We start from the raw sequence: 23,001 nt of genomic DNA, 5'->3' as shown, positions 1-23,001 counted from the left end.
ACGGTGTGGGGGCCGGCGGTCGGTGCCATGCCGCACCTCACGCGGCCCGGTGCGCGTCGAGCAGCGCGGCGACTTGGGGAACGTCGGAGAACTCTCCCAGTCGGTCCAGTACGACGCGCACACGGTTCGCGGTACGCCTCGAGGCGACGTCAGCGGCGATGGTGATGACGCGCTCCGCGACGGCCGCCGCCTCCTCCGGCTCGTTCGCGTCAGCGAGAGCGACAGCGAGCCAGGAGAGGTAGAGGGCCATTTCCCGGGTGTGCGTCGCGTCGTAGCAGCCGAGCACGTCCCGCAGCAGGGGGACGGCGCGCAAGGGCCGGTGAAGCTCGGTGTAGACGCGGGACTCCATGACGCGGAGTTCGCCCGTGTCCACCCAGTACAGGTAGGCCGGTGGCTCCGTCCCGCTCGGGTCGCCCGCCAACGCTTCGGACGCTTCCGCGAGAGCCCGCATCGCCGGTTGCGCGTCTCCTGCCTTGGTGTGCGCCCACGCCAGGCGGTCAAGGTAGAGCGCGCGGGCTTTCGGCGGTGCGTCGCTCTCGACGCCGGTGAGGGCAGCGCGAGCAAGCGTCACCCCCTCGGCTTCCCGCCCGGTATTGCTGAACTGGTACGCCAGCGATCCGGCGAGGTTGCCCGCCAGTGTGGGGTCCTCCGCCTGTCGCGCCGCGCTCAACCCCAGCCGGTAAATGCGCTCCGATTCGCCGTACTGTCCGGCGTCGCCGGCGATCCATCCAGCGATCTGCGCGAGTTCTCCGATCTGGACGAGAAGAGCGCGCTCCACTTCTCCGCCATGGCTGCCTTCTCGGTACAGGCGGACAGCCGAGCGGAGTTCCCTCAACGCGGGGCGGATGAGATCGCCGCCTGCGAGCACATCGTCGGCGAGCCTCAAGGCGTGCACACGCTGCTGCAGATCTCGCACCGTCCTCATGCCGATGCGTCGTCCTGTGCCGGCATGCAGCGGTGCCAGGGGGTCTTGAGCGGGCAGATAATCAGCCAACGTCGGCAACGGTGGCTCACTGGGTCTCCGAGGTGCCGTCAGCGCGTTCTGCGGGACACCTAACGCGGCGGCGATAAAGGGAAGCCATTCGCGTGGCGTGCGCTTACCGTTTTCGTACCGGCTGATCTCCTGCCGCCCTATCGGGTCTCCGCTGATCCCCGCCGCACGGCAGGTCTCGCGTGCCAGACGTGCCTGACTCCAGCCGAACTCTTCGCGCAGACGGCGGATGTGGGCCCCGATATCGCTGGTCATGTCCCCATTCTGGCCGACAGGTGGCCGACAGCGGGCCGCTATGCGGCGGCTCATCCGCCGGGCGAAGTTGGGCGATACGGAAAGAGACCCCCGCGACCGGGGCGAACGGTCCGGGGGCATGGCCTCGTCCACAGGAGCGACAACGTGACGGACACCAGTCCGGCGACCCCACGCGCCAACACCCCGGCCCACGGCGGCTGTGACGTCTGCGCCGCGCTGTTACGGCAGCAGGCCGAGGCCCGGCGTGCCGGTGACCACAGCCGGGCGACCGACTGTGTGGTTGAGCTTCAGCGGCATCACCAGGGCCCGCACCACCGTGAGGTTTCCTCGTGAGGGGGCGCCCCATGATGACGCTGCGGGTGTCGCGGGACGGCGGGCGGACGTACGGGCCGACCCGGGTCGTCAGGGCCGCTGATCCGGTGAGGCCGCTGACGCCGCTCGCATCGGCCGTGTGGCCGCCGTGCCAGTGCCTCAGATGCGTAGCTCGTCGTAGGTGACCGCCGCGGAGCCTCGCGCGGGCGGGGGCCGGGCGGCGGAGTGTGCCCCGCGCCGTCCGGGAGGTGCCCGGACAGCGCGGGGCCCGATGGGGGCGGTATGGGTCAGCCGACGCAGCCGGGGACGGCTCCGGGGGGTCGGCAGTTGTCGGGGCTGTTGTTGAAGACGCTGGACTGCACCAGGTTCACGGTGGATCCGGGCTGTTCGTAGATTCCGCCGCCGTCACCGGGCGGAGCCACGGTGTTCTGGTAGACGTTGGACCTGGTGAGGGTGGCGGTGGAACTCTCGTTGTACAGCCCGCCGCCGTGTGACGTGAGGGCGGGGACAGTGACGTGATTGGCCATGAGGACGGTGAGGTTCAGGTTGAGCTGCGCCGTGTTGTTAACGCCACCGCCCCTGTTGGCCGCGTTGTTGTCGCTGATTCTGCCCGAGGTGAAGGTGGCCCTGCCGTGGTTGGAGAGGCCGCCGCCGCTGTTGCCGGCCGTGTTGCCGGAGATGACCGTGTTGGTGAAGGTGGTGCGGGGGTCGCCGTTCCAGACACCGCCGCCCTCCTCGGTCGTGGCGGTGTTGCCGCTGACCACGCTCGAGCGGAGGGTGAGAAAACCGTTCACGTTGTTGAGGATGCCACCTCCGGAATCCAGTGCGGTGTTGCCCGACACGTTGGTGGACTGGGCGGTTACCTCCCCTTCGGAGAAGATGCCGCCGCCACCGATGGCCTCGTTGGTGGTGATCTTGCTTCCGCTGTTGAGGAAGACGTGGCCGTCGTCGTTCTGGATGCCGCCGCCGTTGACGGTGGCCACGTTCTCCTTGACGACGGCGTTGGTGTTGAGCGTCAGTGTCCCCTCGGAGTTGACGAGGACGCCCCCGCCGTTGACGGGGGCATGCCCGTTGCGCAGCGTGACGTTGTTGAGGGTGAGCTTGCCCGACGGGCCGTCGATCTCGAAGATGCGGAAGAGCGTCACCGCGGTGGCCGCGCGTTCGATGGTGGAGTTGGCTCCCTTCAGGGTGATGTCGTTAACGATGACGGGCATCGCGTTGTCGCCGATGGCCTGGGCGTCGGTGACCGAGTAGGTGCAGTTGGGGGCCAGGTCGATGGTGCCGCCGGTGCCGTTGGCGGCGACGATGGCCGCCTGGAGGGCGGCGACGTCGCAGGGGATGGCCGCCTGGGCCTGAGTCGGGACAGTGGCCAGGGCCAGCCCGAGGACGAGGGCGGCGAGTCCGCCGCCCGTCCTTCTGGTGATGCGCACGGCTCTGCTCCTTGGGTCGAAGGGGCTGAAACGGGCCGGAATTTCATGTCCGATCTGTTTCTCTTGAGCCGATTGAATCCGGCGTAAGGGGAGGTTAAAAGGCGCGCGAAGTGCCATTCGGGGCATTGGTAGGCACAAGTGGTTAATGTGATGTATGCCTAATCACGTGAATCCGCTCCGGCTCACGCCATCACGTGGCCTGGCTGTTCAGCCGTGCAGCTTCAGACCCTTGGTCACCTTGTCCACCGCGTTCCGCGGCCCGTACACCGCGAGGCCCACCAGGTTCAGTTCGTGCGCCTCGACGGCCCGTACCGTCGCTCGGTTGTCGTCCTCGTTGTCGGTGCGGAAGAGATCCTCCGTGTAGAGGGCCGCGGTCAGGCCACGGGAGAGGGCGCGGGTGTGGGTGCGGGTGAGGGCGGGGGCGTCGGCGGCGTAGACGACGACCGGCTCGCGGAACATCGGCAGGTAGGTGTTGCCCGAGGCGTCCTCGTACGGCTTGCCGACGATCTCGCCCGTGGCGTGGGCGAGACCGCTGCAGACAAAGGCCGTCACATTCAGCTTCTGCCAGTCGGCGAGGTCGCTACGGACGATGACGGCGATCTTGGTGTCGAAGCGCATGGGCATCACCCTCGTCGTCGCCTGGCCGGCCGTCTTGAACGCTGGTGCGAGAAGGTGCAGCCGTTCGTGCCCTGCCCCGTCCCGGAGGTGCCCGGACGGGGCAGGGCCTGGCGGCGGCCGGTGTGCGTCAGCCGGAGCAGCCGGGGACGGCTCCGGGGGGCCGGCAGTTGTCGGGGGTGTTGCTGAAGACGGAGGAGGTGACCAGGGTCACGGTGGATCCGGGCTCTTCGTAGATTCCGCCGCCGTCGCCGGGGGGAGCCACGGTGTTCTGGTAGACGTTGCTGCTGGTGAAGGTGGTGGTGCCGGTCTCGTTGTACAGCCCGCCACCATGGGAGGTGGCGGCCGGGACGGTGACGTGGTTGGCCCTGACGGTGGTCTGGTTCACATTGAGCGTCCCGGCGTTGTAGAGGCCGCCGCCGAGGTTGTCCGCCTCGTTGTCGCTGATTCTGCCGGAGTTGATGGTGGCGCTGGCGAAGCTGAAGTTGAAGAAACCGCCAGCGCGGTTGACGGCCGTGTTGCCGGAGACGACCGTGCTGGTGAGTGTCGCCTCGTTGCCGTTGACGATCCCGCCGCCGTTGTCGACTGTGGCCCTGTTGAGGCTGACCGTGCTCGTTCTGAGATCCAACGTGCCGGTCGTGGTGTTGAAGATGCCCCCTCCGGAGGCCCCCCTGTTCTCGGACACGGTGGCGGAGCGGGCGGTCAGGGCCGCGCGGTTGATGATTCCTCCGCCCCCGGCCCCGGCCTCGTTGTCGGTGACCCTGCTGCCGGGGTTGAGGAAGACGGTGCCGTCGTTGAGGATGCCGCCGCCAATGCCGTCCGCCTCGTTCTCCCTGACGTCGGTGGCGGCGTTCAGGATCAGTGTCCCGCCCGGGTTGACGCGGATCCCGCCGCCGTCGACGGAGTGGCCGTTGCGTACGGTGACGCGGTTGAGGGTGAGCCGGCCGGTCGAACCGTCCACTTGGAAGATGCGGAAGTTCGTGGCCGCGGCGGGGTCTCGTTGGATGGTGGAGTTGAACCCGTTGATGGTGATGTTGTTGGTGATGATGGGCATTGCGTTGTCACCGATGGCCTCGGCGTCGGTGACGGAGTAGACGCAGTTCGGGGCGAGGTCGATGGTGCCGCCGTTGGGGCTGCCGTTGGCGGCGACGATGGCCGCTTGGAGCGCGGGGACGTTGCAGGGGACTGGGGCGGCGAGGGCCTGAGTGGGGATGGCGGCCAGCGCCATGCCGAGAATGAGGGCGGCCATACCGCCGCCCGCTCTTCTGGTGATTCGCACGGCTCCTCCTAGGGTGGGGGGATGAGCCGATTGAATGCGATGTAAAGGACGTGTTAAAAGGCGCGCAATAGGCTATTGGGTGCAGTGGTGGTTAATGTGACATATGGTTAACGCTCTTCCTGTCGGCGTGACACGGCACAATAGGACCGTGACCGCAGTCGGCGAGGGGGAGAGGGGCCGGGAGGACTGGGCCCGGTACTGGCGGGATCCCGATCGGTCCGTCGAGGCCATGCACGCGCACTTCTTCAGCCATCGCTTCCATCCGCACAGCCATGACGCCTACTCCTTCGCCGTCACCGAGATCGGCGCCCAGCGCTTCCGGTGCCGGGGTGCGCTGCGCACCAGTGGGGCGGGCATGGTGATGGTGTTCAACCCGGACGATCCGCATGACGGGGAGGCGGCGGCCGAGCTCGGCTACAAGTACCGCATCGTGCACTTCGGTCCCGATGTGGTGAGGAATGTCCTCGCCGATGCGGCCGACACGGTGGACAGCCGGGTCGGCCTGCCGCTCTTCGATCAGCCCGTGCTGTCCGACCCCGTCCTCGCGCGCGCCCTGTTGCGGCTGCACACGGCGCTGGTCGACGGCGCGGGGCCGCTGGTGCGGGACGAGCGGCTGACCGCCGCCGTGGGGGCGATGGTGCGGCGCAGCGCCACGCGTTCCGTACGGGCCCGTGCGTGGCCGGCCGGTGGCGGCGGGCAGGCGCGGGCCGCGCGGCGGGCGCGGGCGGTGCTGGAGAACGGGTACACGGAGGAGATCCCGGCGGCGCGGCTCGCCGAGGCGGCCGGGTGCAGCCGGTTCGCGCTGTACCGGGCGTTCCGCGCCGAGTACGGGATGGCGCCGAGCGACTTCCAGCGGCAGTTGCGGCTGCGCCGGGCGCGCGGGCTGCTGGTGGCGGGCCGTACGGCGGCGGAGGCAGCGGCCGAGGCGGGGTTCGCCGACCAGAGCCACTTCCACCGCTGGTTCGTGCGCTGCTTCGGGGTCACCCCGGGGACATTTCAGCGCGCGGCGGGTCCCGATTCGCCGCGCACCCCGCACCCCTGGTGAAATTGGCCCAGACCGTACGACGCACACCCGAGCGGCACAGCCGAGCGGCACAGCCGAGCGCAAGAACCCCGCCAAAGCCTGACAGCTTTCGGACAACCCAGGACGACGGTCAGGTGAAGAGGGGGTGTGGCGCGTCTGAGGAGAGGGCTCAGTAGGGTCTCAAATATCCAGATAGGTGAAGAGGGCGAGTGGGGGAGCGGCAGGGCGTGGCGAACGTGGAGCGAAGCGGACTGGGGCGAACCCCGGGCACGGGGCCGGGCCCCGGTGCCGTCGGGGCACGGACGTCACGGACCAGGATGGGGCTCGCCGCCCTGTGGCTGCTGGCCGGCCTGCTGGCGGCCCGTCAGGCCGCGGCGGTGCTGCGGCTGCCGCCCAACGAACGGCTGACCGACCTGGAGACCTGGATCGGCGACCGCGGCGTGCTGCATGTCAGCGGGTCGCTGTACGACGGGGACGCCTTCACCGGCACCCCCTTCTCCGGGCTCGTCCTCAAGCCGCTCACCCGGGCCGCCGAACAGAGTCTCGGCGTCGCCTGGACCTTCGGGACCCTGCTGCTGGTCGTGGCCCTCGGCCTGGTCGCGGCCCGCGCCCTGCCGGGCCCGGTCTCCCGCCGCACCCAGCTGCTCGCCGCGCCGCTGGCCATCTGCCTGCTGGTGCTCTCGCTGCCGGTACGGAACACCTTCACGCTCGGTCAGACCAGCATCATCCCGGTGCTCCTGGTCGTCCTCACCGTGCTGCCCAGGACCTCCGGGCGGCAGGCGGGCGTCCTCATCGGCGTCGCTGCGTCGCTGCAGCCCGCGCTGCTGCTGTTCGCCGTCGTGATGTGGTTCGTCGGTCGGCGCCGTGCCGCGGTGCTCGCCGGTGCCACCTTCGCCGTGTGCACCGCGCTCGCCTGGGCGGCGATGCCGCGCGACTCCTGGACGTACTGGGTGCACCACATCGGCGGCGCCGGGCTCGGCGCGCCCGCCGACAGCCTGGCCAACCAGTCCCTGCACGGACTGCTGCTGCGCATCGGGCTGGAGGGCCCGGTCGAGCTGGCGCTGCTGGCGATGCTCGCGGTCACCGTCGCGGTGATCGGCCTGCGGCGCGCGGCGCGCTACGCCGAGGACGGACAGTTGCTGCTGGCCGCGGCCATCACGGGCAGCGTGGCGCTCGCGGTCTCGCCCACCTCATGGCAGTACCAGCAGCTGTGGATCCTGCTCGCCGTCGTCGGCCGGGTCGGCCGGCGGGCCTCGGACCGGCTGGTCTGGCCGGTGCTGGTGGTGCTGGCGATGACGCTGAACCGCACCGCGCTGCTGCCCGACATCGAGGTCCTCGGCCATGTCGGCTACAACGCGCCCCTGCTGGCCGCGCTCGCCGCCGCCTGTCTGGTGCCGTTCCTCTCCCGTACCTCGCCGCAGTGGGACAACCCGGTCCCGACGCCGGTCGCGGAGCCCGAGAAGAGCCGGTTGGGTTGGGTGCCGCTGCTGCGGATCGTCAAGCGGCCGCTGTCCCGGCCCAATCTGATGCTCGAACTGATGCTGATCCGCGTCGGCTACTTCGCCTACTCGTGGATCCGCGGCCACGCGCCCGACGAACGCAGCGTCGCCGAGGGCCACGGTCACCAGGTGCTGACCCTTGAGGGCTGGCTGCACATCGACATCGAGCACTGGTTCAACGCCATCGTGGCGGACACGTCATGGCTGAAGCACTTCATGAACTGGTACTACAGCACCTTCCACTTCCTGATTCCGCTGTCCCTGCTGGGCTGGCTGTATCTGCGCCGCCCGGCGACGTACCGATGGGCTCGTACGCCGCTGGCCTTCGCCACGCTGCTCGCCCTGGTCGGCTTCTGGCTCTATCCGCTGGCCCCGCCGCGACTGATGGGACTCGGCTACGTGGATACGGCGCATGGCCCGCAGGATCTGAACAACCCGGACTTCGGCGCGCTGACCAAGCTGTCCAACCAGTACGCGGCCATGCCCTCGCTGCATGTGGGGTGGTCGCTGTGGTGCGGGGTGGTCATCGCGATCGTGGCGCCGTACGTCTGGGCGAAGGTGCTCGGGATGCTGTACCCGCTGCTGACCACGGCGGTCATCGTGGGCACCGCGAACCACTATGTGCTCGACGCGATCGGCGGCGCGGCCATCGTGACCGCCGGATTCGGGCTGCAGTATGTGCTGCTGGGGATCGGCAGGCGGCCCGTCGAGGAGGTACCGGGGCCGCTGACGGAGACGGTGAGCGGTGTGGTGGGCCGGGTGCGGGGGGTCGTACGGCCACGGAGCGGGGAGGCGGCGGACGCTGAGCGATCCCCGGAATCCACCCGATCCGCCGAGGCCGCCGTGGTGGCCCCGGCCGGGGAGCGGGCCGACGCCTCGCGTTGAGCCGACGCCTCGCGTTGAACGGTGTGACCCACGGGTCTAGCGTGGTGAAAAGGGGTGAACAACACCAGGCAGCTTCGGGGGTCCCGACCAAGGAGGGATCAAGGATGTCCCTGGTAACGGCCGCTGCGGCGGTGGCGGCGTCGATGGCCATCGTGTCACCGGTGGCGTCATCACCCGCCGCCACCACGCCGAACCCCTCGGCCTTCGTCCTTGAGCGGTTCCAGCCGGCTTCCCAGGCCCAGCAGGCCGGCGCGGTGACGTACGACAAGCGGCTCGTGCCCACGACGGCAGCGGTGGTCGTGGCGGAGCTGCGCTTTCCGCACGGGACGCACGACCACCACGAGAAGTATCACCACGGCGAGGGGCATGACCACGGCGAGGAGCATGACCACGGCGAGGGGCATGACCACGGCGGTCGAGACCACGAGAAGTACCGCGGTACGTACGTCTTCCTGGCCCTGCGCGGCGTCGCGCCGCACCACCACTTCGGGATCCACGTCCATACGAAGCCGTGCGGCACCAAGCCCGACTCGTCGGGGCCGCACTACCAGAACGCGAAGGACCCGAAGCAGCCGTCGGTCAACCCCACGTACGCCAACCCGCGCAATGAGGTGTGGCTGGACCTCACCACGAACGGGAGCGGCGACGGCCGCTCCCAGTCCTTCGTGAAGTGGCACTTCAGGCCCGGTGAGGCGCGCTCGGTCGTGATCCACGAACATGCGACCAGCACCAAGGCGGGCAAGGCGGGCATGGCCGGCGACCGGGTGGCGTGCATCAACGTGCCCTTCAAGTAGCGTGCCGGTCAGGGGGCGTGGCTGGGCAGCAGTCCGGACGCCACCGACGCGTTCCTGATCTCCTCGTACAGCGCGCGCAGCGTCCCGCTCACCTGGACCCGGGGGAGCTGCTGCCGGTCCAGCGCCTCGGCGTCCACGGGCGCATGGCTGTCGATGGCCATGTCGTGCCAGCCCTGGCCGGTCAGATAGCGCATCAGGGCGGGGTTGAGCCGGTCCACACCGCGCACCAGGCATGCCTCGGGCGTGCTGCCCTCCTCGTACTCGTGCCACAGCTCCAGTAGCTCGAATCCGAGCGCACCCGGCAGCGAGGCGAAGCGCGCGGTCACGTCCGTCGCGTCCGTCGCGTCCATTGCGTCGATTTCAACGAGGTCGTGCATCAGGCACATCTTGAGCATCTTGGTGAGGTCGATGCGGTAGCCGGCCTCGCGCTCGAACTCGGCGTGCAGGATCCAGCTGACCAGCGCCAGATGCCAGGAGTGCTCGGCGACGCTCTCCTTGCGGAGCGGGGTGGCGTTGTTGGGGCGTTCGATATCGCGAAGGCGGGCGGTGAGGGCTATGAACTCGAAGAGTCTTCGCGGATCGCGTTCCGTGGGGTGCGGGCCGTTCGTGTCGCTCATGGCGGTCAGTGTGCCCCCGCGCGGGAAGGTTACGGGCCTCCGAGCGCGGAACGGGCCGCGCAGGTGACGACTGGCCGTCCTGATCGCCTGGGTTGGCGCCGCGTCACTCGCCATGAAGTGGGCACACGGGGGTGAACCCAGGGGGGATCTCCTGAAGGGGTTTGTCATGATCAAGAAGTTGCACGACGTGGGCCTGCGGAGCGAGCACGCCTACACCGCCGCCGTCGTCTCCATCGGGCTTTCCATACTGACCTGGGCTGCCTCCCTCCGAGCCGAACCCGGTGCCGGACTCGACCGTGCCGACCGCTGGGGCATCTTCGTCGGTGAGTGGGCGCCCACGTTCTTCGGTCTGGGCATCGCCCTGTCGCACTACGAGCAGGAGGAAGGCTCGTTGATGGGCAAGGCTCACGCGGATGGGGAGCGAAAGCGGCAGATGGCAGGGACCGCATAGCACGACGCCGGCGCGCGGTCGCCTGGGGGCCGGGCAGGGGCTCACCGGAGGGTGCCCAGCAGTGCCACTCACCGTTGAGCGTGCAAGGGCGCGGCCCCGAGGGGCCGTGCCCCAACGCTGCGATGTGCATGACAGCGGGAATGCTGGAGGCCCAGGGTGAGGAGAGTGACCTTGGATGAGCGCGGTATCCGGCAGTAGCCAGATGTTGGCCGACCTGGTGACCGGTAGCCATCTGATGAGCTTGGAGGAGTTGCCCCGGAAAGTGGCCCGGTGTGCCTCGTGTGCAGGATTGCAGGACGTCTTGATCTACTTGGTCGATCTTGAACAGGATGTCTTGTCCCGGGTCGGGCGTGGTCCGGACGGTGGCGGGGCCGGCGGCACCGAAGCGACGCTGCCGGTCGAGGGCAGCGCGGCAGGGGAAGTGTTCCAGCGCGGGCAACTGATGGCGGCGCCTTCGCCCGGTGCCCACGGGGCGAGGCGATGGTGGGTCCCGCTGCTGGATGGCACGGAACGGCTGGGGGTGCTGCTGGTCACCGTCGAAGCCGACAGCGAGCAGGTCAAGAAGGACATGTGGCTGCTGGCGGGGCTTGTGGCGCTGATCGTGGTCAGCAAGCGCGGGATGAGCGACTCACATGCCCGCCTGGTGCGCACACGCTCGATGAACGTGGCCGCGGAGATGCAGTGGCATCTGATGCCACCGTTGACGTTCGCCACCGAGCGGATAGCGATCTGCGCCGTGCTGGAGCCCGCCTACGAGATAAGCGGTGACGCCTTCGACTACGCCATTGACGATGACGTCCTCCACCTTGAAATCTTCGACGCGATGGGCCACGACACAGCGGCCGGCCTGACAGCCAATCTCGCGGTCGCGGCGTGCCGGAACAGCCGTCGCCGGCGTGCCGGCTTGGTCGGTGCGAGCGAGGCCATCGAGCGGACCCTGATAGAGCAGTTCGGGACGTGCCGCTACACCACCGGTATCCTGGCCGACCTGAACCTGAACAGCGGCGATCTCAGCTGGATCAACCGCGGCCACCACCCACCGGTGATCATTTGGGGCAGGCGTCATGTCACCGTTCTCGACTGCCCGCCCACCCCGCCCATGGGCACCGATGTGGGCCTCGACGTCTCGCTCTGCCGTGACCGGCTCGAACCCGGCGACCTGCTCCTGCTCCACACCGACGGCATCACCGAGGCCCGTGGACCCGACGGCCAGGAGTTCGGCCTCGATCGCTTCCTGAACTTCGTCGTCCGCTCGCTCGACCACGGCATGCCCATGCCCGAGACACTGCGCCGCCTTATGCGCGACGTCCTCGCCTACCATCACGGTCGGCTCCGCGACGACGCGACCGTCACTCTTGTGCAATGGCACGGCCGGACTCCCTTCGACCCCCGTGAGATCCAAACCCTCGTCGGGCTCCCCGAAACCCCGGGCTGACAGCAGTCCTCGCCATGTCGTGGGCGGGGCCGGCGCCACGGCCAGCGCCAGGAATGATCCTGCGGCGCATGTCGTCCCGGCGCGGCACCCCAGCAGTTCTCAGGCGACGTCGGTGACGAAGTCCCCGCTGCCGCTCTCCCTAGCCCCGGCCACGATCCGTGCGGCGCGGTCGCGCATCGCGTCTTCAGGGCGCGGATCGCGCGGGGGGTGAAGCCGCGCTGGACGATCTGGCGGATTCGGGTGAGTTCGGGCGGGTCCATATTCAGCATGATCAGCTTCTGGACGTCGATCTGGTCGCGCTGGATGTGCTCGTGGAAGCGGATGATGGCGGTGTTGAGATGCGAGGAGAAGATCTCCGGCCGGGTGGAGACCTCCTTGACGTCGGCGTGGCGGGTGATGGCCCGGTAGCCGTCGTCGCCGAAGCCGGCGCACTCCAGACCTGACGGTCCATCGCGAGCGCCCAGAAGGTAGTAACGGGTTCTACAAGTGGCAAGACGAATGGCGGCCATTGTTGCCGCCGACGGGGCGACTTGGGCTCCGCGTACCCCGTGCACGACCCTTGCGCCGCCGGGTCGGGCCTCAGCAGACTGAGCGAGTAGCTAGAACGCGTACCAGTTATGGGCGCGGGCGCTGCGGGGGCCCCGCGGACGCGAGGAGAGGACGAGACAGTCATGGCCGCGGAACCCGTCATCGTCGAAGCCGTACGCACCCCCATCGGCAAGCGCGGAGGCGCGCTCGCCAATCTCCACCCCGCCTATCAGCTCGGCGAAACCTACCGCGAACTCCTCGCCCGCACCGGCATCCAGCCCGACTGCGTCGAGCAGATCGTCGGCGGAACGGTCACCCACGCCGGCGAGCAGTCGATGAACCCCGCGCGCACCGCCTGGCTGATGATGGGCCTGCCGTACGAGACCGCGGCGACGACGGTGGACTGCCAGTGCGGCTCCTCGCAGCAGGCCAACCACATGGTGGCCAACATGGTGGCCGCCGGAGTGATCGACATCGGCATCGGCTGCGGGGTCGAGGCCATGTCGCGCGTGCCGCTCGGCAGCGGCTCCAAGCACGGGCCGGGCAAGCCGTTCCCCGACGAGTGGAACGTGGACCTGCCCAATCAGTTCGAGGCGGCCGAGCGGATCGCCCGCCACCGCGGGCTCACCCGGGAGAACGTGGACGCGCTCGGGCTCATCTCCCAGGAGCGGGCCGCGCGGGCCTGGGCGGAGGAGCGGTTCAAGCGCGAGACCTTCGCCGTGCAGGTGCCCACGACCGAGGAGGAGCAGGCGGCCGGGCAGGGCATGTGGCGGGCCGTCGACCGGGACGAGGGCCCGCGCGACACCAGCATGGAGGCGCTGGCCGGGCTGAGGCCCATCATGCCGACCGCCGTGCACACCGCGGGCAACTCCTCCCAGATCTCCGACGGTGCCTGCGCGGTGCTGTGGGCCTCCAAGCGGATGGCCCGCGCCCTCAAACTGCGCCCCCGCGCACGGATCGTGGCCCAGGCCCTGGTCGGTGCCGATCCGCACTTCCATCTCGATGGCCCGATCGACGCGACCCGAGCGGTGCTGGGCAAGGCCGGTATGACGCTGAACGACATCGATCTGGTCGAGATCAACGAGGCGTTCGCCTCCGTGGTGCTCTCGTGGGCGCAGGTCTTCGACCAGGACCTGGAGAAGGTGAACGTGAACGGCGGCGCCATCGCGCTCGGCCACCCGGTGGGGGCCACGGGAGCGCGTTTGATCACCACGGCGCTGCATGAACTGGAGCGCGCCGACAAGGAGTTCGCGCTGATCACCATGTGCGCCGGGGGCGGGCTCGCCACAGGGACGATCATTCAGCGGCTGTGACGGGTGTGCTCAGCCGGCCTCGGTGACCAGGGCACGGAGCGCCGGGCGCAGGGCGGCGGCGAGCTCGTCGGGGGACGCGCCGCGCAGATCGTCGAGGTCGAGCAGTTGATGGCCGATGGTCACGCCGACCATGGCGGTGATGGCAAGGGCGGCCCGTAGGCGTGCGTCCTCATTGCTCGCGGCGGTCGTCGCGGCGATGGCGGAGGCCACCTCCTCGATCTGGTGGTTGAGCGCGGCGCGCGCCGTCTCGGCCGCCTCGGGGTGCGTGAGCATCGAGCGCAGCATCGCCAGCGACGCCTCCGGCAGTCCGCCGATCTTCATGCCGAGCGAGGTCAGCAGCCGCTCGGTCACCTGCTCGGGGCCGGTGGCCGGTGAAGGGCCGCCGCTCACCGGCATGACCTGGACCGCCTGCGAGAACAGCTCCTGCTTCGATCCGAAGTACTGCATGACCAGCGCCGGATCGATCTCCGCCGCCGCCGCGACCGCCCGGATCGTCGTCCGCTCGAACCCCCGCTCGGCAAAGAGTTCACGGGCGGCGGCAAGGATGCGCCGCTCGGTCTGGCGGCGGCGGTCGGCGCGGGACAGTCCGGAGGGGGTCACGGGACGACTCTACCGATGGCTCCACGGCTGTTGACCGCGGGCGCTCATGCTCTACGCTTGTTGAGTCAACGCGTGTTGAGCGAATGCTGTCCCCATGAACGGAGTGCGTCCTCATGCCCGAAAACCCCGCGGCATCGGCCGGAGCGCGAGAGATCGTGACCCGCTTTCACCGTGCGATCCTCGATAAATCCGCCGACGATCTGGCGGATCTCTATGCCCTCGACGCCGTCCATGAGTTTCCGTTTCTCGCGCCCGGAATGCCCGAGCGCTTCCATGGCCGCGAGGAGATCCGGGCCGGCTATCGGGCGGCATGGGGAGCGACTCCGGTGGAGGTCGCCGAGGTCGCGGACGTGGTGATCCATGACACCGCGGAGGCCGGAGTGGTCGTTGTGGAGCAGACCGTCCTGGGAACGATGGCGACCACCGGTGACCCGGTCAGGATCCCCGGCATCGTGGTCCTCCGGGTCCGTGACGGCCATGTCGTCCACGCGCGCGACTATATGGACGGCCTGGGAGTGGCCCGCGCGACCGGACGGCTGTCGCTGACGTAACGGTCGCACCGGACCCGTAGCCCCGTCCCGTCACCGCCCGTCGAAGACGACCGGCGCCTCGAAGGCGGCCCGGCGGGTGGCACGGCGCAGGGCCTTGAGGAGGGGGCCGCCGAGGGTGAGGGTCAGCGCCACCGTCACCACGGCGCGCGGCACATCCCAGCCGAGTGAGGTGGCCAGGCAGTACGCGAGGAAGCGGGCGAGGTTGTCGCCGAGCGGATCGCCCGGCACATAGCTGATCCCCGAGGCCATGCCCTGCATCAGCGTCCAGCCCTGGAGGTTCATGACCGTCCCGTAGCAGAGGGACGCCACCGCTCCGTACCCGGCGAGCAGCAACAACTCGCCCCGGCCACGGAGCAGGCCCGGGGCGGGCAGCAGGCCCGCGCCCATCGCGACCCACCCCATCGCCAGCATCTGGAACGGCATCCAGGGCCCCACCCCGCCCGTGAGCAGCGCGGACGCGAACATCGACACGGCGCCGAGCACAAACCCGAAGCCGGGGCCGAGCACCCGCCCCGACAGCACCATCAGGAAGAACATCGGCTCGATCCCGGCCGTCCCGGCGCCCAGCGGCCGCAGTGCCGCGCCCGCCGCGGCCAGCACGCCGATCATCGCGATGGCCTTCGCGTCCAGTCCGGTGTCCGCGATCGTCGCCACCACCACGGCCAGCAGCAGCGGCAGCAGCGCGGCGAACAGCCAGGGCGCGTCGGCCGCGTGGGTGGTGATGCCGGAGTCCCCCGGTGCGAACAGCGGCCAGCCGAAGGCGACGACGCCGATGGCGGAGACGAGGGCCAGGGCCGTGACCGAGCGGGGGCCGAGGCGGACGGCCCGCACACGACCGCCGCGTGTCCGGTCCGGCGCCGGGTCCTGGCCCGTCCCGCCGCGGCCCGTCCGGCCGCGGCCCGTCCGGCCGCGGCCCGTCGCGCCTTGGCCCGTCGCGCCTTGGCCCGTCCCGCCGCGGCTCGTCGCGCCGCGGCCTGTCGCGCCTTGGCCCCTCGCGCCGCGGCCCGTCGTGCCTTGGCCCGTCGTGCCTTGGCCCGTCCCGCCGCGGCCGGTCCCGCCGCGGCCCGTCGCGCCTTGGCTCGTCGCGCCTTGGCGCGTACGGCGGTCGTCCCTGCGGCCCCGGCGTGCGCCGCGACCCGGTGACGTCGCGTGCGGCCCGCTCATCGCGCCGCCTCCAGCGCCTCGCGTACCTGGGGGACCGTCAGCCAGGGCAGCGGCGCCAGGACCTTCGCCACCTGCGGGGCGAAGGCGGGGGAGGAGACGACGACCTCGGCCGTGGGCCCGTCCGCGACCACCTCGCCGTCGGCCAGGATGACGACACGATGGGCGAGTTCGGCCGCCAGCTCGACGTCATGGGTGGCCAGGACGGTGGCGTGGCCCTCCGCCGCCAGCCCGCGCACCACCTCGACCAGCCGGGCCTTCGCCGCGTAGTCGAGACCGCGCGTCGGCTCGTCGAGCAACAGCAGGGGCGGGCGGGCGGTGAGGATCACGGCCAGGGCCAGGGCGAGCCGCTGCCCCTCCGACAGATCGCGTGGATGGGTGGCGTCCGCCACGTCCGGGAGCAGCCGGCTGACCAGCTCACGGCACGTGCCCGGGGCCGCGCCCGCGTCCTGGTCGGCCGCCGCGCACTCGGCGGCGACCGTGTCCGCGTAGAGCAGGTCGCGCGGCTCCTGCGGTACCAGGCCCACATGGCGCAGGAGTTCGGCGGGCCGGGTGCGATGCGGTACGACGCTGGGCCCCGTCCCGACCCGTACCGTCCCCGAGGCTGGTTCGTGCATCCCGACCAGGCTCGCGAGCAGCGTCGACTTCCCGGCCCCGTTGCGTCCCATCAGCGCCACCGTCTCGCCCGGCCGCACCGACAGATCCACCCCGCGCAGCGCCTCGGTCCGGCCGTGGCGTACGGACAGCCGCGCCACCTCGGCGACCGGCTCGCCCGGCGCCGGATCGGCCACCGGGCGCGGGGCGAGCGGCGTCAGCCGCTCCCGTAGCGGCCCCGCCCTGCGGCGCGCGTCCCGTACGGAGAGAGGGACCGGCGACGGCCACCCGGCGAGCCCGCCGAGGGCCACCACGGGCGGCTGGACGGGGGAGCTGCGCATGATCTCGGCCGGCGCGCCGACCAGCGGGACGGCGCCGGGCGAGGGCAGCAGGATCACCTGGTCCGCGTACTGCACCACCCGCTCCAGGCGGTGTTCGGCCATCAGTACGGTCGTGCCGAGGTCGTGCACCAGCCGCTGGAGTACGGCCAGCACCTCCTCGGCCGCCGCCGGATCGAGCGCGGAGGTCGGCTCGTCGAGCACCAGGACCCGGGGGTGGGTGGTGAGCACCGAGCCGATCGCGACGCGCTGCCGCTGCCCGCCGGAGAGCGCGGCGAGGGGGCGGTCGCGCAGCTCGGCGAGGCCGAGGAGGTCCAGCGTCTCCTCGACCCGGCGGCGCATGGTGTCCGGGGCGATGCCCAGCGACTCCATGCCGTAGGCGAGTTCGTCCTCGACGGTGTCGGTGACGAAGTGCGCGAGCGGGTCCTGCCCCACGGTGCCGACCACATCGGCCAGTTCCCGGGGCCTGTGGGTGCGGGTGTCCCGGCCCGCGACCGTGACCCGGCCGTGGAGCGTGCCACCGGTGAAATGCGGTACGAGACCCGGGACGGTGCCCAGAAGTGTCGACTTGCCGACCCCGGACGGGCCGACGAGCAGACACAGCTCCCCCTCGGGGACGGTCAGATCCACCCCGGCCAGGGCGGGCCGCGCCGCGCCGTCGTAGGTGACGGACACCTGCTCGAAACGGATCACTGCGTGGCCTCCTCGGAGTCTGCGTCGGGTTGCCCGTCCGGCGCGGCATCGTGCGCCGGCCGTTCCGTGGCCGTGCGGCCGGGGCGCGGACCGGGCCCGGCACCCGAGGGTTCCGGGCGCCGCCGCCCCCGCCTGCGTCCCGGGGCGGCCGGCGCGGCCGGGGTTGGTGTCCGGCCCGGAGCCGAGGACCCGGCCGGAGCCGAGGACCCGGCCGGAGCCGAGGTCCCGGCCGGGGCCGGGGGCGCCGGAGCCACGAGCGCCGGGACCAGCCCGATCAGCACCGCCGCCGCCGGCCACAGCGGCAGCGCCGGCGCCGTGAGCGGGACGACGGACGGCTGCAGGGACTGCGGTACGGATGACCCGGCCCAGATCATCAGCGCCGCGACCGCCGCTCCCGACCCCGACACCAGCCACGCGCGTGCGCCCCACGGGTCCGGCCGGTGGCGGCTGCGCACCGAGCGGCGGCCGCCCAGCCACAGCCCGCCGAGCGCGGCGACGAGCCCGGCGAGCAGCAGCGGCAGCCCGTAGCCGGCGCCCTGCGCCGCCAGCAGCCCGTACGTACCGCAGCAGACGCCGAGCAGCCCGCTCAGGGTCAGGGCGGTGGTGGTGCGGCGTACGGCGGGCGGGACCCGCGCGGTGCGGCCGTAGCCGCGCGCGTCCATCGCCGCTGCCAGGGCCACCGACCGTTCCAGCGCGCCCTCCAGCACCGGCAGCCCGACCTGCAGCAGGGCCTTCGCCCCGCGGTCGGGCCGCCCGCGCAACCTGCGGGCCGCGCGCAGCCGCTGGACGTCCGTGACGAGGTGGGGGGCGAAGGTCATCGCCACGACGACCGCGACGCCCGCCTCGTACAGCGCGCCGGGCAGGGACTTGAGCAGCCGGGCCGGGCTGGCCAGGGCGTTCGCCGCGCCGACGCAGATCAGCAGGGTGGCCAGCTTCAGCCCGTCGTACAGCGCGAAGACCAGCCCCTCGGCCACGACCCGGCCGCCGATCCGCACCCCCCGCGCCCAGTCGGGAACCGGGACTTCGGGGAGCGTGAACAGCACGCGGGTGCCGGGGATCGGCGAGCCGAGGAACACCGCGAAGATCAGCCGGATCCCCAGCACCACCAGGCCGAGCTTGAGGAAGGCGGTGTACGAGCGGGCCCAGGGCGCGTCCGTGCGGCGCACCGCCACGACATAGCCCGCGACGGCGATGAGCAGCCCGAGCAGCAGCGGATTGGTGGTCCGGGACGCGGCCGTGGCCAGCCCGAGCGCCCACAGCCACCAGGCGCCGGCGTGCAGCGCGTTGCCCCGGGTCGGGGTGCGTGCCGTGACGCGGCGCGTGGCGTCGGCGGTCCGCGGTGCCGCCGTGCTCATGTCCGGCGGCGGCGCGTCTGCCACACCGCCGCGGCCCCGAGCCCGACGACGAGGGCCAGACCGCCGAGCAGCCCCGCCGACGGGCCGCCGCTGTCGCTCTTGTCGCCGCTCTCGCCGCTGTTCTTGCCCCCGCTGTTGCCGTCGGCCTTGCCGTCGCTCTCGCCGATCTGCTCGCCGCAGCCCGACGTCGGGTATCCGGCGATGGCGCACAGCAGCGCGGCGGAGTTGTAGCGCAGCGGCTTGGCGACGGCGGCCAGCGCGTCCCCGGCCGTCGCGCCCTCACCGACCCGCGCGCACTCCGTACGCGCCTTCGGCGGGGTCGCGCCACCCGGCGCGTCGGCCTTCGTGCCGAAGTCCAGGACAACCGCGACCCGCTTGGTGCCGCCCTTGGCGGGCGTATCGGTACAGATCGCCTTGAAGTCGGCCGAACCACGCGGCCGTACGGCGTCCTGGGAGTCCTCGCTGACCGCGAAGCGGAAGCCGATCATGTCGCCATCGTCCGGCCGCGCCGACGCGGGCCCCTGCGTGGCGTACGTCCAGCCGCCCCCGCCCCGCTGCCAGAACGACCAGTAGCGATACCCCTCGGCGGCCTGCGCGGGGGCCGCGCCCAAGGCGGCCAGCAGCAGCGCGGCGGGGAGCGACCGGGCCGCGCACCGCACGACGTGCCCGAGGATCATCAGAACTGCTGCTTCTTCCGGCCGCTGAGCAGGAAGCCGATGCCGATGCCCGCGGCCGCGCCGGCGCCCACGAACCACCAGACGTTGGTCATCCCGCCGTCGTCGTCCTTCTTGGCCTTGGTGCTCGACTCGGCCCCCGAGCCGCCGACCGCTTCGGGCTTCGGCCCCGTGGCGTTGAGCTGCCGCACCAGGTCGACGCCCCCGAAGCTCCGCGGATCGCTGCCGGTCGCGTATGCCGCGAGGATCAGCTTGCCGAGGGCCCCCGGGTCGCCCTTCGCCCACGCCACCGCGCCGCTGTTCTTCCGCCGCAGCCACTGGAGCGGCTTGCCCGCGGCGGCGCTGTGCTTCCCGGCGGCGAGCGCCATGACCGCGTCGGCGGTGGCGCCGAAGTCGGGCTGGTTCTTGGCGCCGGGCATCGTGGACATCAGGTGTCCGTCGTGCTCGGACAGGGCGGTGGAGAGATGGCCGAGGGCGGCCTCGGCCGCGTCCTCGGGCGTACCGGCCCCGCCGTCCCCGCCCTCGCAGTCCATCGGCTCCGGGCTCTTGCGGGTGTCGTCGCCGACGGGCTCGAAGACGAAGCCCTTGCCCTGGGCGGCCAGCGCGGCGCTCACGGTGGCCAGGGTGTTCGCGGCGAGCTTGGCGTTCTTCCCGGTGTTCCCGCTCTTGTCCGGCTGGTAGGCGAAGGCCCCGCGCTCTCCCGCCTTGGCCGCGCATCCCAGCTGCAGCCCGAGCAGGGCGTCGTACGGGCTCTTGCCGCCCTTCTCGGCGGTGATCTTCGACGGGTCCTTCACGGCAGCGGCGAAGGCGCCGACCGCGACCGAGGTGGAGTTCGCGTCGGTCGGCCCGCCGGGGTTCATGCCCCAGCCGCCGTCGTCGTTCTGGTTCCGCTTCAGCCAGCCGATGCCCTTCTCCACCGCGTCGGACTGCCCGCCCACCGCCGCCAGCGCCTGCACGGCCGCCGAGGTCGCGTCGGTGAACTCACCCTTCTTCGGCTCGCACGCCTTCGCGGTGTCCGCCCGGTAGGCCCCGAAGCCGCCGTCCGCGCACTGCTGACCGGCCAGCCAGTCGACAGCCGACTTCGCCGGGGTGACGCCCACCGCGTCCTGGGCGAGCAGCGCGAGCGACTGCCGCCACACGCCGTCGAACTTCGGGTCCTTGGCACCGTATAGCCCCTCCGGGCGCGCCGGGCCGTCGGCGAAGGCGGCGGGCGCGACGACTGCGCCGCACACGGCGGCGGAGACGGACAGAGCCGCCACACTGCGGCGTAGGTTCATGGCTGTGGTGCCTCTCGATCGTTGTCGCCGCGGTGGGACGGACCGCCTACGGGCGCGGCCGCGCACGGCTGACCACCCACGCGCGGAGCGATCCGCCCCGCCACGACACGATGACACCCGGCTCAGCTCCGCATCCCTCGACGGTGCCGCCCCGGTGCCCGGGACGACGGGAGCCTGCGTCGCGCCCGCCCTGGTGTTCCGGCTCATACGTCCCCGAGGGCCGTACTCACGGTTGCGGGTCAGCGTCGGATTCCCACCGACTTCCCCCGAACGGGCGCGAATGAAGTTTTACGGATACCTTATCCGGCGGCCGCCTGCCGCCCGCCCGCCCCCCTGTCCGCCTCCGCGCGCAGCAGCACCGGCAGGCTCCGGTGGCCGTTGGAGATGAAGGTCGGTGCGGGTTCGAGGGCCTGCGGCGGGACGGCGAGCTCCAGGTCAGGGAAGCGGTCGAACAGCGCGGGGAGTGCGATCCGGGCCTCCAGCCGGGCCAGCGGTGCGCCCAGGCAGTAGTGCATGCCGTAGCCGAAGGCCAGGTGCTCCTTGTCCGCCCGGGTGATGTCGAACCGGTCGGCGTCGGTGCCGTGCAGCCGGGGGTGGCGGTTGGCCGCCGCGTAGGACGCCAGGACCGCGTCGCCCTTCTTGATGACGACGCCCTCACCGGCGTCGACGTCCTCCACGGCGAAGCGCAGCGGCAGATGCGCCAGCGGGGGCTGTGCCCGCAGCGTCTCCTCGATCACGTCGTCCCAGGACGCCTTGCCCCGGCGGACCAGGGCGAACTGCTCCGGATGGGTCAGCATGGCGTGGATCGCGTTGTCGAGCAGTTGCACCGTCGTCTCGTAGCCGGCGGCGATGAGCAGCCCCACGGTGTCGGCGAGCTCCTGCTCGTTCAGCCGGGAGCCGTCCTTGTCGCGTGCGGCGATGAGATCGCTGACGATGTCGTCGGCGGGTGTGCGCCGCTTGAGCGCGACGAGCTCGCGCAGGATGCGCTGATGGCCCTCGTTGGCGGCGATGACCTCCTCCGGTGCCGCGTTCGTCCGGAACATGGTGTCCACGAACGCGCGCTCACGCTCGCGCATCTCGCCCTCGGGCAGGCCGATCAGCTCGCAGATGACCCCGATCGGGATCGGGTAGCAGTACGCGGCCTTCACATCCACCGCGTCCCCGGGCGCGGCGGCGGCCCGCTCCGCGAGGCCGTCCAGCAGATGTGCCACGAGGAGTTCGATACGCGGCCGGAGCACGGCGGTGCGGCGGCCGGTGAAGCCCTTCGCGACGAGCCTGCGGAGCCGGGTGTGGTCGGCGCCGTAGGCGGTGAACATGTTCTCCACGGCGACCCAGGTGATCAGCGGCCACGACAAAGGGATCTCACCCTTGATGAACCGCGGCCAGTGCCGGTGGGCGTCCTTCGATATGCGCGGGTCGGTCAACAGCTGTTTGAGGAGCTCGGGGTCGGTGACCGACCACGCCGTCACCCCTCCCGGGAGCTCCACCGGCGTCGCCGGGCCCCGTTCCCGGAGCCGGGCGCCTTCGCCGTGGATGTCGCGTCCTGTGGGGTCGAGAACGAAGGGCGGGAGCTGGGCTTCCATGCGTCGCCTCCATTGTTCGCGCCGTCCGTGGCGCCGTCTGCGCTGGGGGTGGGGTGGTTGTCCCGTCAAGTGATGTGCCACCCGGTGAAGTTGGCTATCCGGAAACCGCCGGAGATGTTCGTCTCAAGCGGCCGGAGTCAGGGCCCGATCCGCGACCGGGTCCGTGCCCGGGACCGGCTCCGCCCTGCCCAGCTTCACCAGACGGCGCAGATGCGCCTCCGCCTCGGAGACCGCGATGGTGCGGGAGCCGTAGGGGATCCGGTCCCAGGGGCGGTTCCACTCCATGGTCTCGGCGAGCCGCCAGGGGGTGAGCGGGGTGGTGAGGAGGGCGAGCAGACCGGTGAGGCGCTTCCCGTCTCCGCGGCCCCCGCGGGCCGGTGCGGCCATTGCCCATTATAGCGAGAACTGATTACCCATCAGGGATACCGGTGACGACTTCGCTCGACCTGCGCTGACCAGCCATCAAGGTGCCGTCACCGGCCGTTGTTGGCTGCCCTTGGGCCCCTCGGACCGGCCGCGGACGGTCCGACCGGATGCGTGGGCGGCGCAGGTGGTCGCGGATCGCGCGTGAGGAGGGTGTGCGCGGTCCGCGATCACGGCCTTTGGCCGGGTCCGGGGCCGTCCGAGACCGGTCCCGGGGACCCGGGCGCGGGCCATCAGGAGCGCCCGAGCGCGTGGTTGGCGGGTTCGGCCCGGCCGGGTGCCCATTTTTCGTGCTCGGCCGACGTCACGCAGGGCCGAAATTGA

20 protein-coding genes, 3 pseudogenes and 1 riboswitch are annotated in these 23,001 nt (G+C 71.3%); of the genes and pseudogenes, 8 read left to right on the top strand and 15 right to left on the bottom strand.

Translation table 11 applies throughout. The features are described from left to right. Positions 1 to 37: 37 nt before the first annotated feature. A complete protein-coding gene (locus tag ABZU99_RS31940) occupies positions 38 to 1,246 on the bottom strand; it encodes a helix-turn-helix domain-containing protein (protein WP_356048481.1) in 1,209 nt (402 codons plus the stop codon). A 144-nt stretch (positions 1,247 to 1,390) separates the two neighbouring features. On the opposite strand from ABZU99_RS31940, the gene ABZU99_RS31935 reads away from it, so the two are divergent. Then, positions 1,391 to 1,579, top strand: coding sequence for a hypothetical protein (locus ABZU99_RS31935; RefSeq protein WP_356048479.1), 189 nt, complete (start codon positions 1,391 to 1,393; stop codon positions 1,577 to 1,579). Positions 1,580 to 1,845: 266 nt separating this feature from the next. Here ABZU99_RS31935 and ABZU99_RS31930 read toward each other — a convergent pair whose 3' ends face one another. The 3 genes from ABZU99_RS31930 to ABZU99_RS31920 form a co-directional block, all read right to left on the bottom strand. Further along, positions 1,846 to 2,988, bottom strand: coding sequence for a hypothetical protein (locus ABZU99_RS31930; RefSeq protein ID WP_356048477.1), 1,143 nt, complete (start codon positions 2,986 to 2,988; stop codon positions 1,846 to 1,848). Between the two features lie 207 nt (positions 2,989 to 3,195). Next, a complete protein-coding gene (locus ABZU99_RS31925; protein WP_356048475.1) occupies positions 3,196 to 3,606 on the bottom strand; it encodes a DUF2000 domain-containing protein in 411 nt (136 codons plus the stop codon). 127 nt (positions 3,607 to 3,733) lie between these two features. After that, positions 3,734 to 4,882 (bottom strand): hypothetical protein, encoded by a 1,149-nt coding sequence (locus tag ABZU99_RS31920; RefSeq protein WP_356048473.1) that lies wholly within the window; start codon positions 4,880 to 4,882, stop codon positions 3,734 to 3,736. Between the two features lie 229 nt (positions 4,883 to 5,111). Between ABZU99_RS31920 and ABZU99_RS31915 the strand changes: the two genes are divergently transcribed. The 3 genes from ABZU99_RS31915 to ABZU99_RS31905 all read left to right on the top strand — a co-directional run bounded on the left by ABZU99_RS31915 (position 5,112) and on the right by ABZU99_RS31905 (position 9,084). Then, positions 5,112 to 5,927: an AraC family transcriptional regulator gene (locus ABZU99_RS31915; RefSeq protein ID WP_355951486.1), complete on the top strand. Its 816-nt coding sequence runs from the start codon at positions 5,112 to 5,114 to the stop codon at positions 5,925 to 5,927. A gap of 296 nt (positions 5,928 to 6,223) precedes the next feature. Continuing rightward, a complete protein-coding gene (locus ABZU99_RS31910; RefSeq protein ID WP_356048471.1) occupies positions 6,224 to 8,290 on the top strand; it encodes a bifunctional glycosyltransferase 87/phosphatase PAP2 family protein in 2,067 nt (688 codons plus the stop codon). A gap of 104 nt (positions 8,291 to 8,394) precedes the next feature. After that, positions 8,395 to 9,084, top strand: coding sequence for a superoxide dismutase family protein (locus ABZU99_RS31905; protein ID WP_356048469.1), 690 nt, complete (start codon positions 8,395 to 8,397; stop codon positions 9,082 to 9,084). Positions 9,085 to 9,092: 8 nt separating this feature from the next. Here the strand turns inward: ABZU99_RS31905 and ABZU99_RS31900 are convergent, their stop codons facing one another. Next, positions 9,093 to 9,701 carry an HD domain-containing protein gene (locus tag ABZU99_RS31900; RefSeq protein WP_356048467.1) on the bottom strand — a complete coding sequence of 203 codons (609 nt, stop codon included), beginning with the start codon at positions 9,699 to 9,701 and terminating at the stop codon, positions 9,093 to 9,095. Positions 9,702 to 9,867: 166 nt separating this feature from the next. On the opposite strand from ABZU99_RS31900, the gene ABZU99_RS31895 reads away from it, so the two are divergent. Together ABZU99_RS31895 and ABZU99_RS31890 are read left to right on the top strand one after the other, a co-directional pair. Next, positions 9,868 to 10,152, top strand: a complete 285-nt coding sequence (locus tag ABZU99_RS31895) for a hypothetical protein (protein ID WP_355951366.1) — start codon at positions 9,868 to 9,870, stop codon at positions 10,150 to 10,152. Positions 10,153 to 10,327: 175 nt separating this feature from the next. After that, positions 10,328 to 11,587, top strand: coding sequence for a PP2C family protein-serine/threonine phosphatase (locus ABZU99_RS31890; RefSeq protein ID WP_356048465.1), 1,260 nt, complete (start codon positions 10,328 to 10,330; stop codon positions 11,585 to 11,587). Between the two features lie 102 nt (positions 11,588 to 11,689). On the opposite strand, the pseudogene ABZU99_RS31885 reads toward ABZU99_RS31890, so the two are convergent. Further along, positions 11,690 to 12,033, bottom strand: a pseudogene (locus ABZU99_RS31885) (steroid C27-monooxygenase); the annotation flags it as partial. A 225-nt stretch (positions 12,034 to 12,258) separates the two neighbouring features. Between ABZU99_RS31885 and ABZU99_RS31880 the strand changes: the two are divergent. Then, a complete protein-coding gene (locus tag ABZU99_RS31880; RefSeq protein ID WP_355951361.1) occupies positions 12,259 to 13,428 on the top strand; it encodes a steroid 3-ketoacyl-CoA thiolase in 1,170 nt (389 codons plus the stop codon). 9 nt (positions 13,429 to 13,437) lie between these two features. Here ABZU99_RS31880 and ABZU99_RS31875 read toward each other — a convergent pair whose 3' ends face one another. Continuing rightward, positions 13,438 to 14,028, bottom strand: coding sequence for a TetR family transcriptional regulator (locus ABZU99_RS31875; protein ID WP_355951358.1), 591 nt, complete (start codon positions 14,026 to 14,028; stop codon positions 13,438 to 13,440). Positions 14,029 to 14,141: 113 nt separating this feature from the next. Here ABZU99_RS31875 and ABZU99_RS31870 point away from each other — a divergent pair, with 113 nt between their 5' ends. Further along, positions 14,142 to 14,579, top strand: a complete 438-nt coding sequence (locus ABZU99_RS31870; protein WP_355951355.1) for a nuclear transport factor 2 family protein — start codon at positions 14,142 to 14,144, stop codon at positions 14,577 to 14,579. 30 nt (positions 14,580 to 14,609) lie between these two features. Here ABZU99_RS31870 and ABZU99_RS31865 read toward each other — a convergent pair whose 3' ends face one another. The 8 genes and pseudogenes from ABZU99_RS31865 to ABZU99_RS31830 form a co-directional block, all read right to left on the bottom strand. Further along, positions 14,610 to 15,410, bottom strand: a complete 801-nt coding sequence (locus tag ABZU99_RS31865; protein WP_356048462.1) for an ECF transporter S component — start codon at positions 15,408 to 15,410, stop codon at positions 14,610 to 14,612. 329 nt (positions 15,411 to 15,739) lie between these two features. After that, a complete protein-coding gene (locus ABZU99_RS31860) occupies positions 15,740 to 17,365 on the bottom strand; it encodes an ATP-binding cassette domain-containing protein (protein ID WP_356048460.1) in 1,626 nt (541 codons plus the stop codon). After that, positions 17,362 to 18,720: an energy-coupling factor transporter transmembrane protein EcfT gene (locus tag ABZU99_RS31855; protein ID WP_356048458.1), complete on the bottom strand. Its 1,359-nt coding sequence runs from the start codon at positions 18,718 to 18,720 to the stop codon at positions 17,362 to 17,364. Before ABZU99_RS31855 ends, ABZU99_RS31860 begins: the two co-directional genes overlap by 4 nt. After that, a complete protein-coding gene (locus ABZU99_RS31850) occupies positions 18,717 to 19,397 on the bottom strand; it encodes an SCO2322 family protein (protein WP_355951347.1) in 681 nt (226 codons plus the stop codon). Before ABZU99_RS31850 ends, ABZU99_RS31855 begins: the two co-directional genes overlap by 4 nt. Further along, positions 19,397 to 20,671: a prenyltransferase/squalene oxidase repeat-containing protein gene (locus ABZU99_RS31845; RefSeq protein ID WP_355951344.1), complete on the bottom strand. Its 1,275-nt coding sequence runs from the start codon at positions 20,669 to 20,671 to the stop codon at positions 19,397 to 19,399. Before ABZU99_RS31845 ends, ABZU99_RS31850 begins: the two co-directional genes overlap by 1 nt. Before the next feature lie 170 nt (positions 20,672 to 20,841). Then, positions 20,842 to 20,966, bottom strand: a riboswitch (cobalamin riboswitch). 4 nt (positions 20,967 to 20,970) lie between these two features. Beyond that, on the bottom strand, positions 20,971 to 22,254 hold the full coding sequence (locus tag ABZU99_RS31840) for a cytochrome P450 (protein WP_356048456.1): 1,284 nt from the start codon (positions 22,252 to 22,254) through the stop codon (positions 20,971 to 20,973). 123 nt (positions 22,255 to 22,377) lie between these two features. Then, positions 22,378 to 22,605, bottom strand: a pseudogene (locus ABZU99_RS31835) (MBL fold metallo-hydrolase); the annotation flags it as partial. A 160-nt stretch (positions 22,606 to 22,765) separates the two neighbouring features. Next, a pseudogene (locus ABZU99_RS31830) lies at positions 22,766 to 22,914 on the bottom strand (IS5/IS1182 family transposase); the annotation flags it as partial. Between the last annotated feature and the right edge of the window lie 87 nt (positions 22,915 to 23,001).

Origin of the sequence: Streptomyces sp. NPDC005266 (assembly GCF_040607655.1) — a bacterium.
GTDB lineage: Bacteria > Actinomycetota > Actinomycetes > Streptomycetales > Streptomycetaceae > Streptomyces.
Note: the sequence above shows the minus strand (reverse complement) of the source record. Positions and strands in the feature narration are given on the sequence as shown.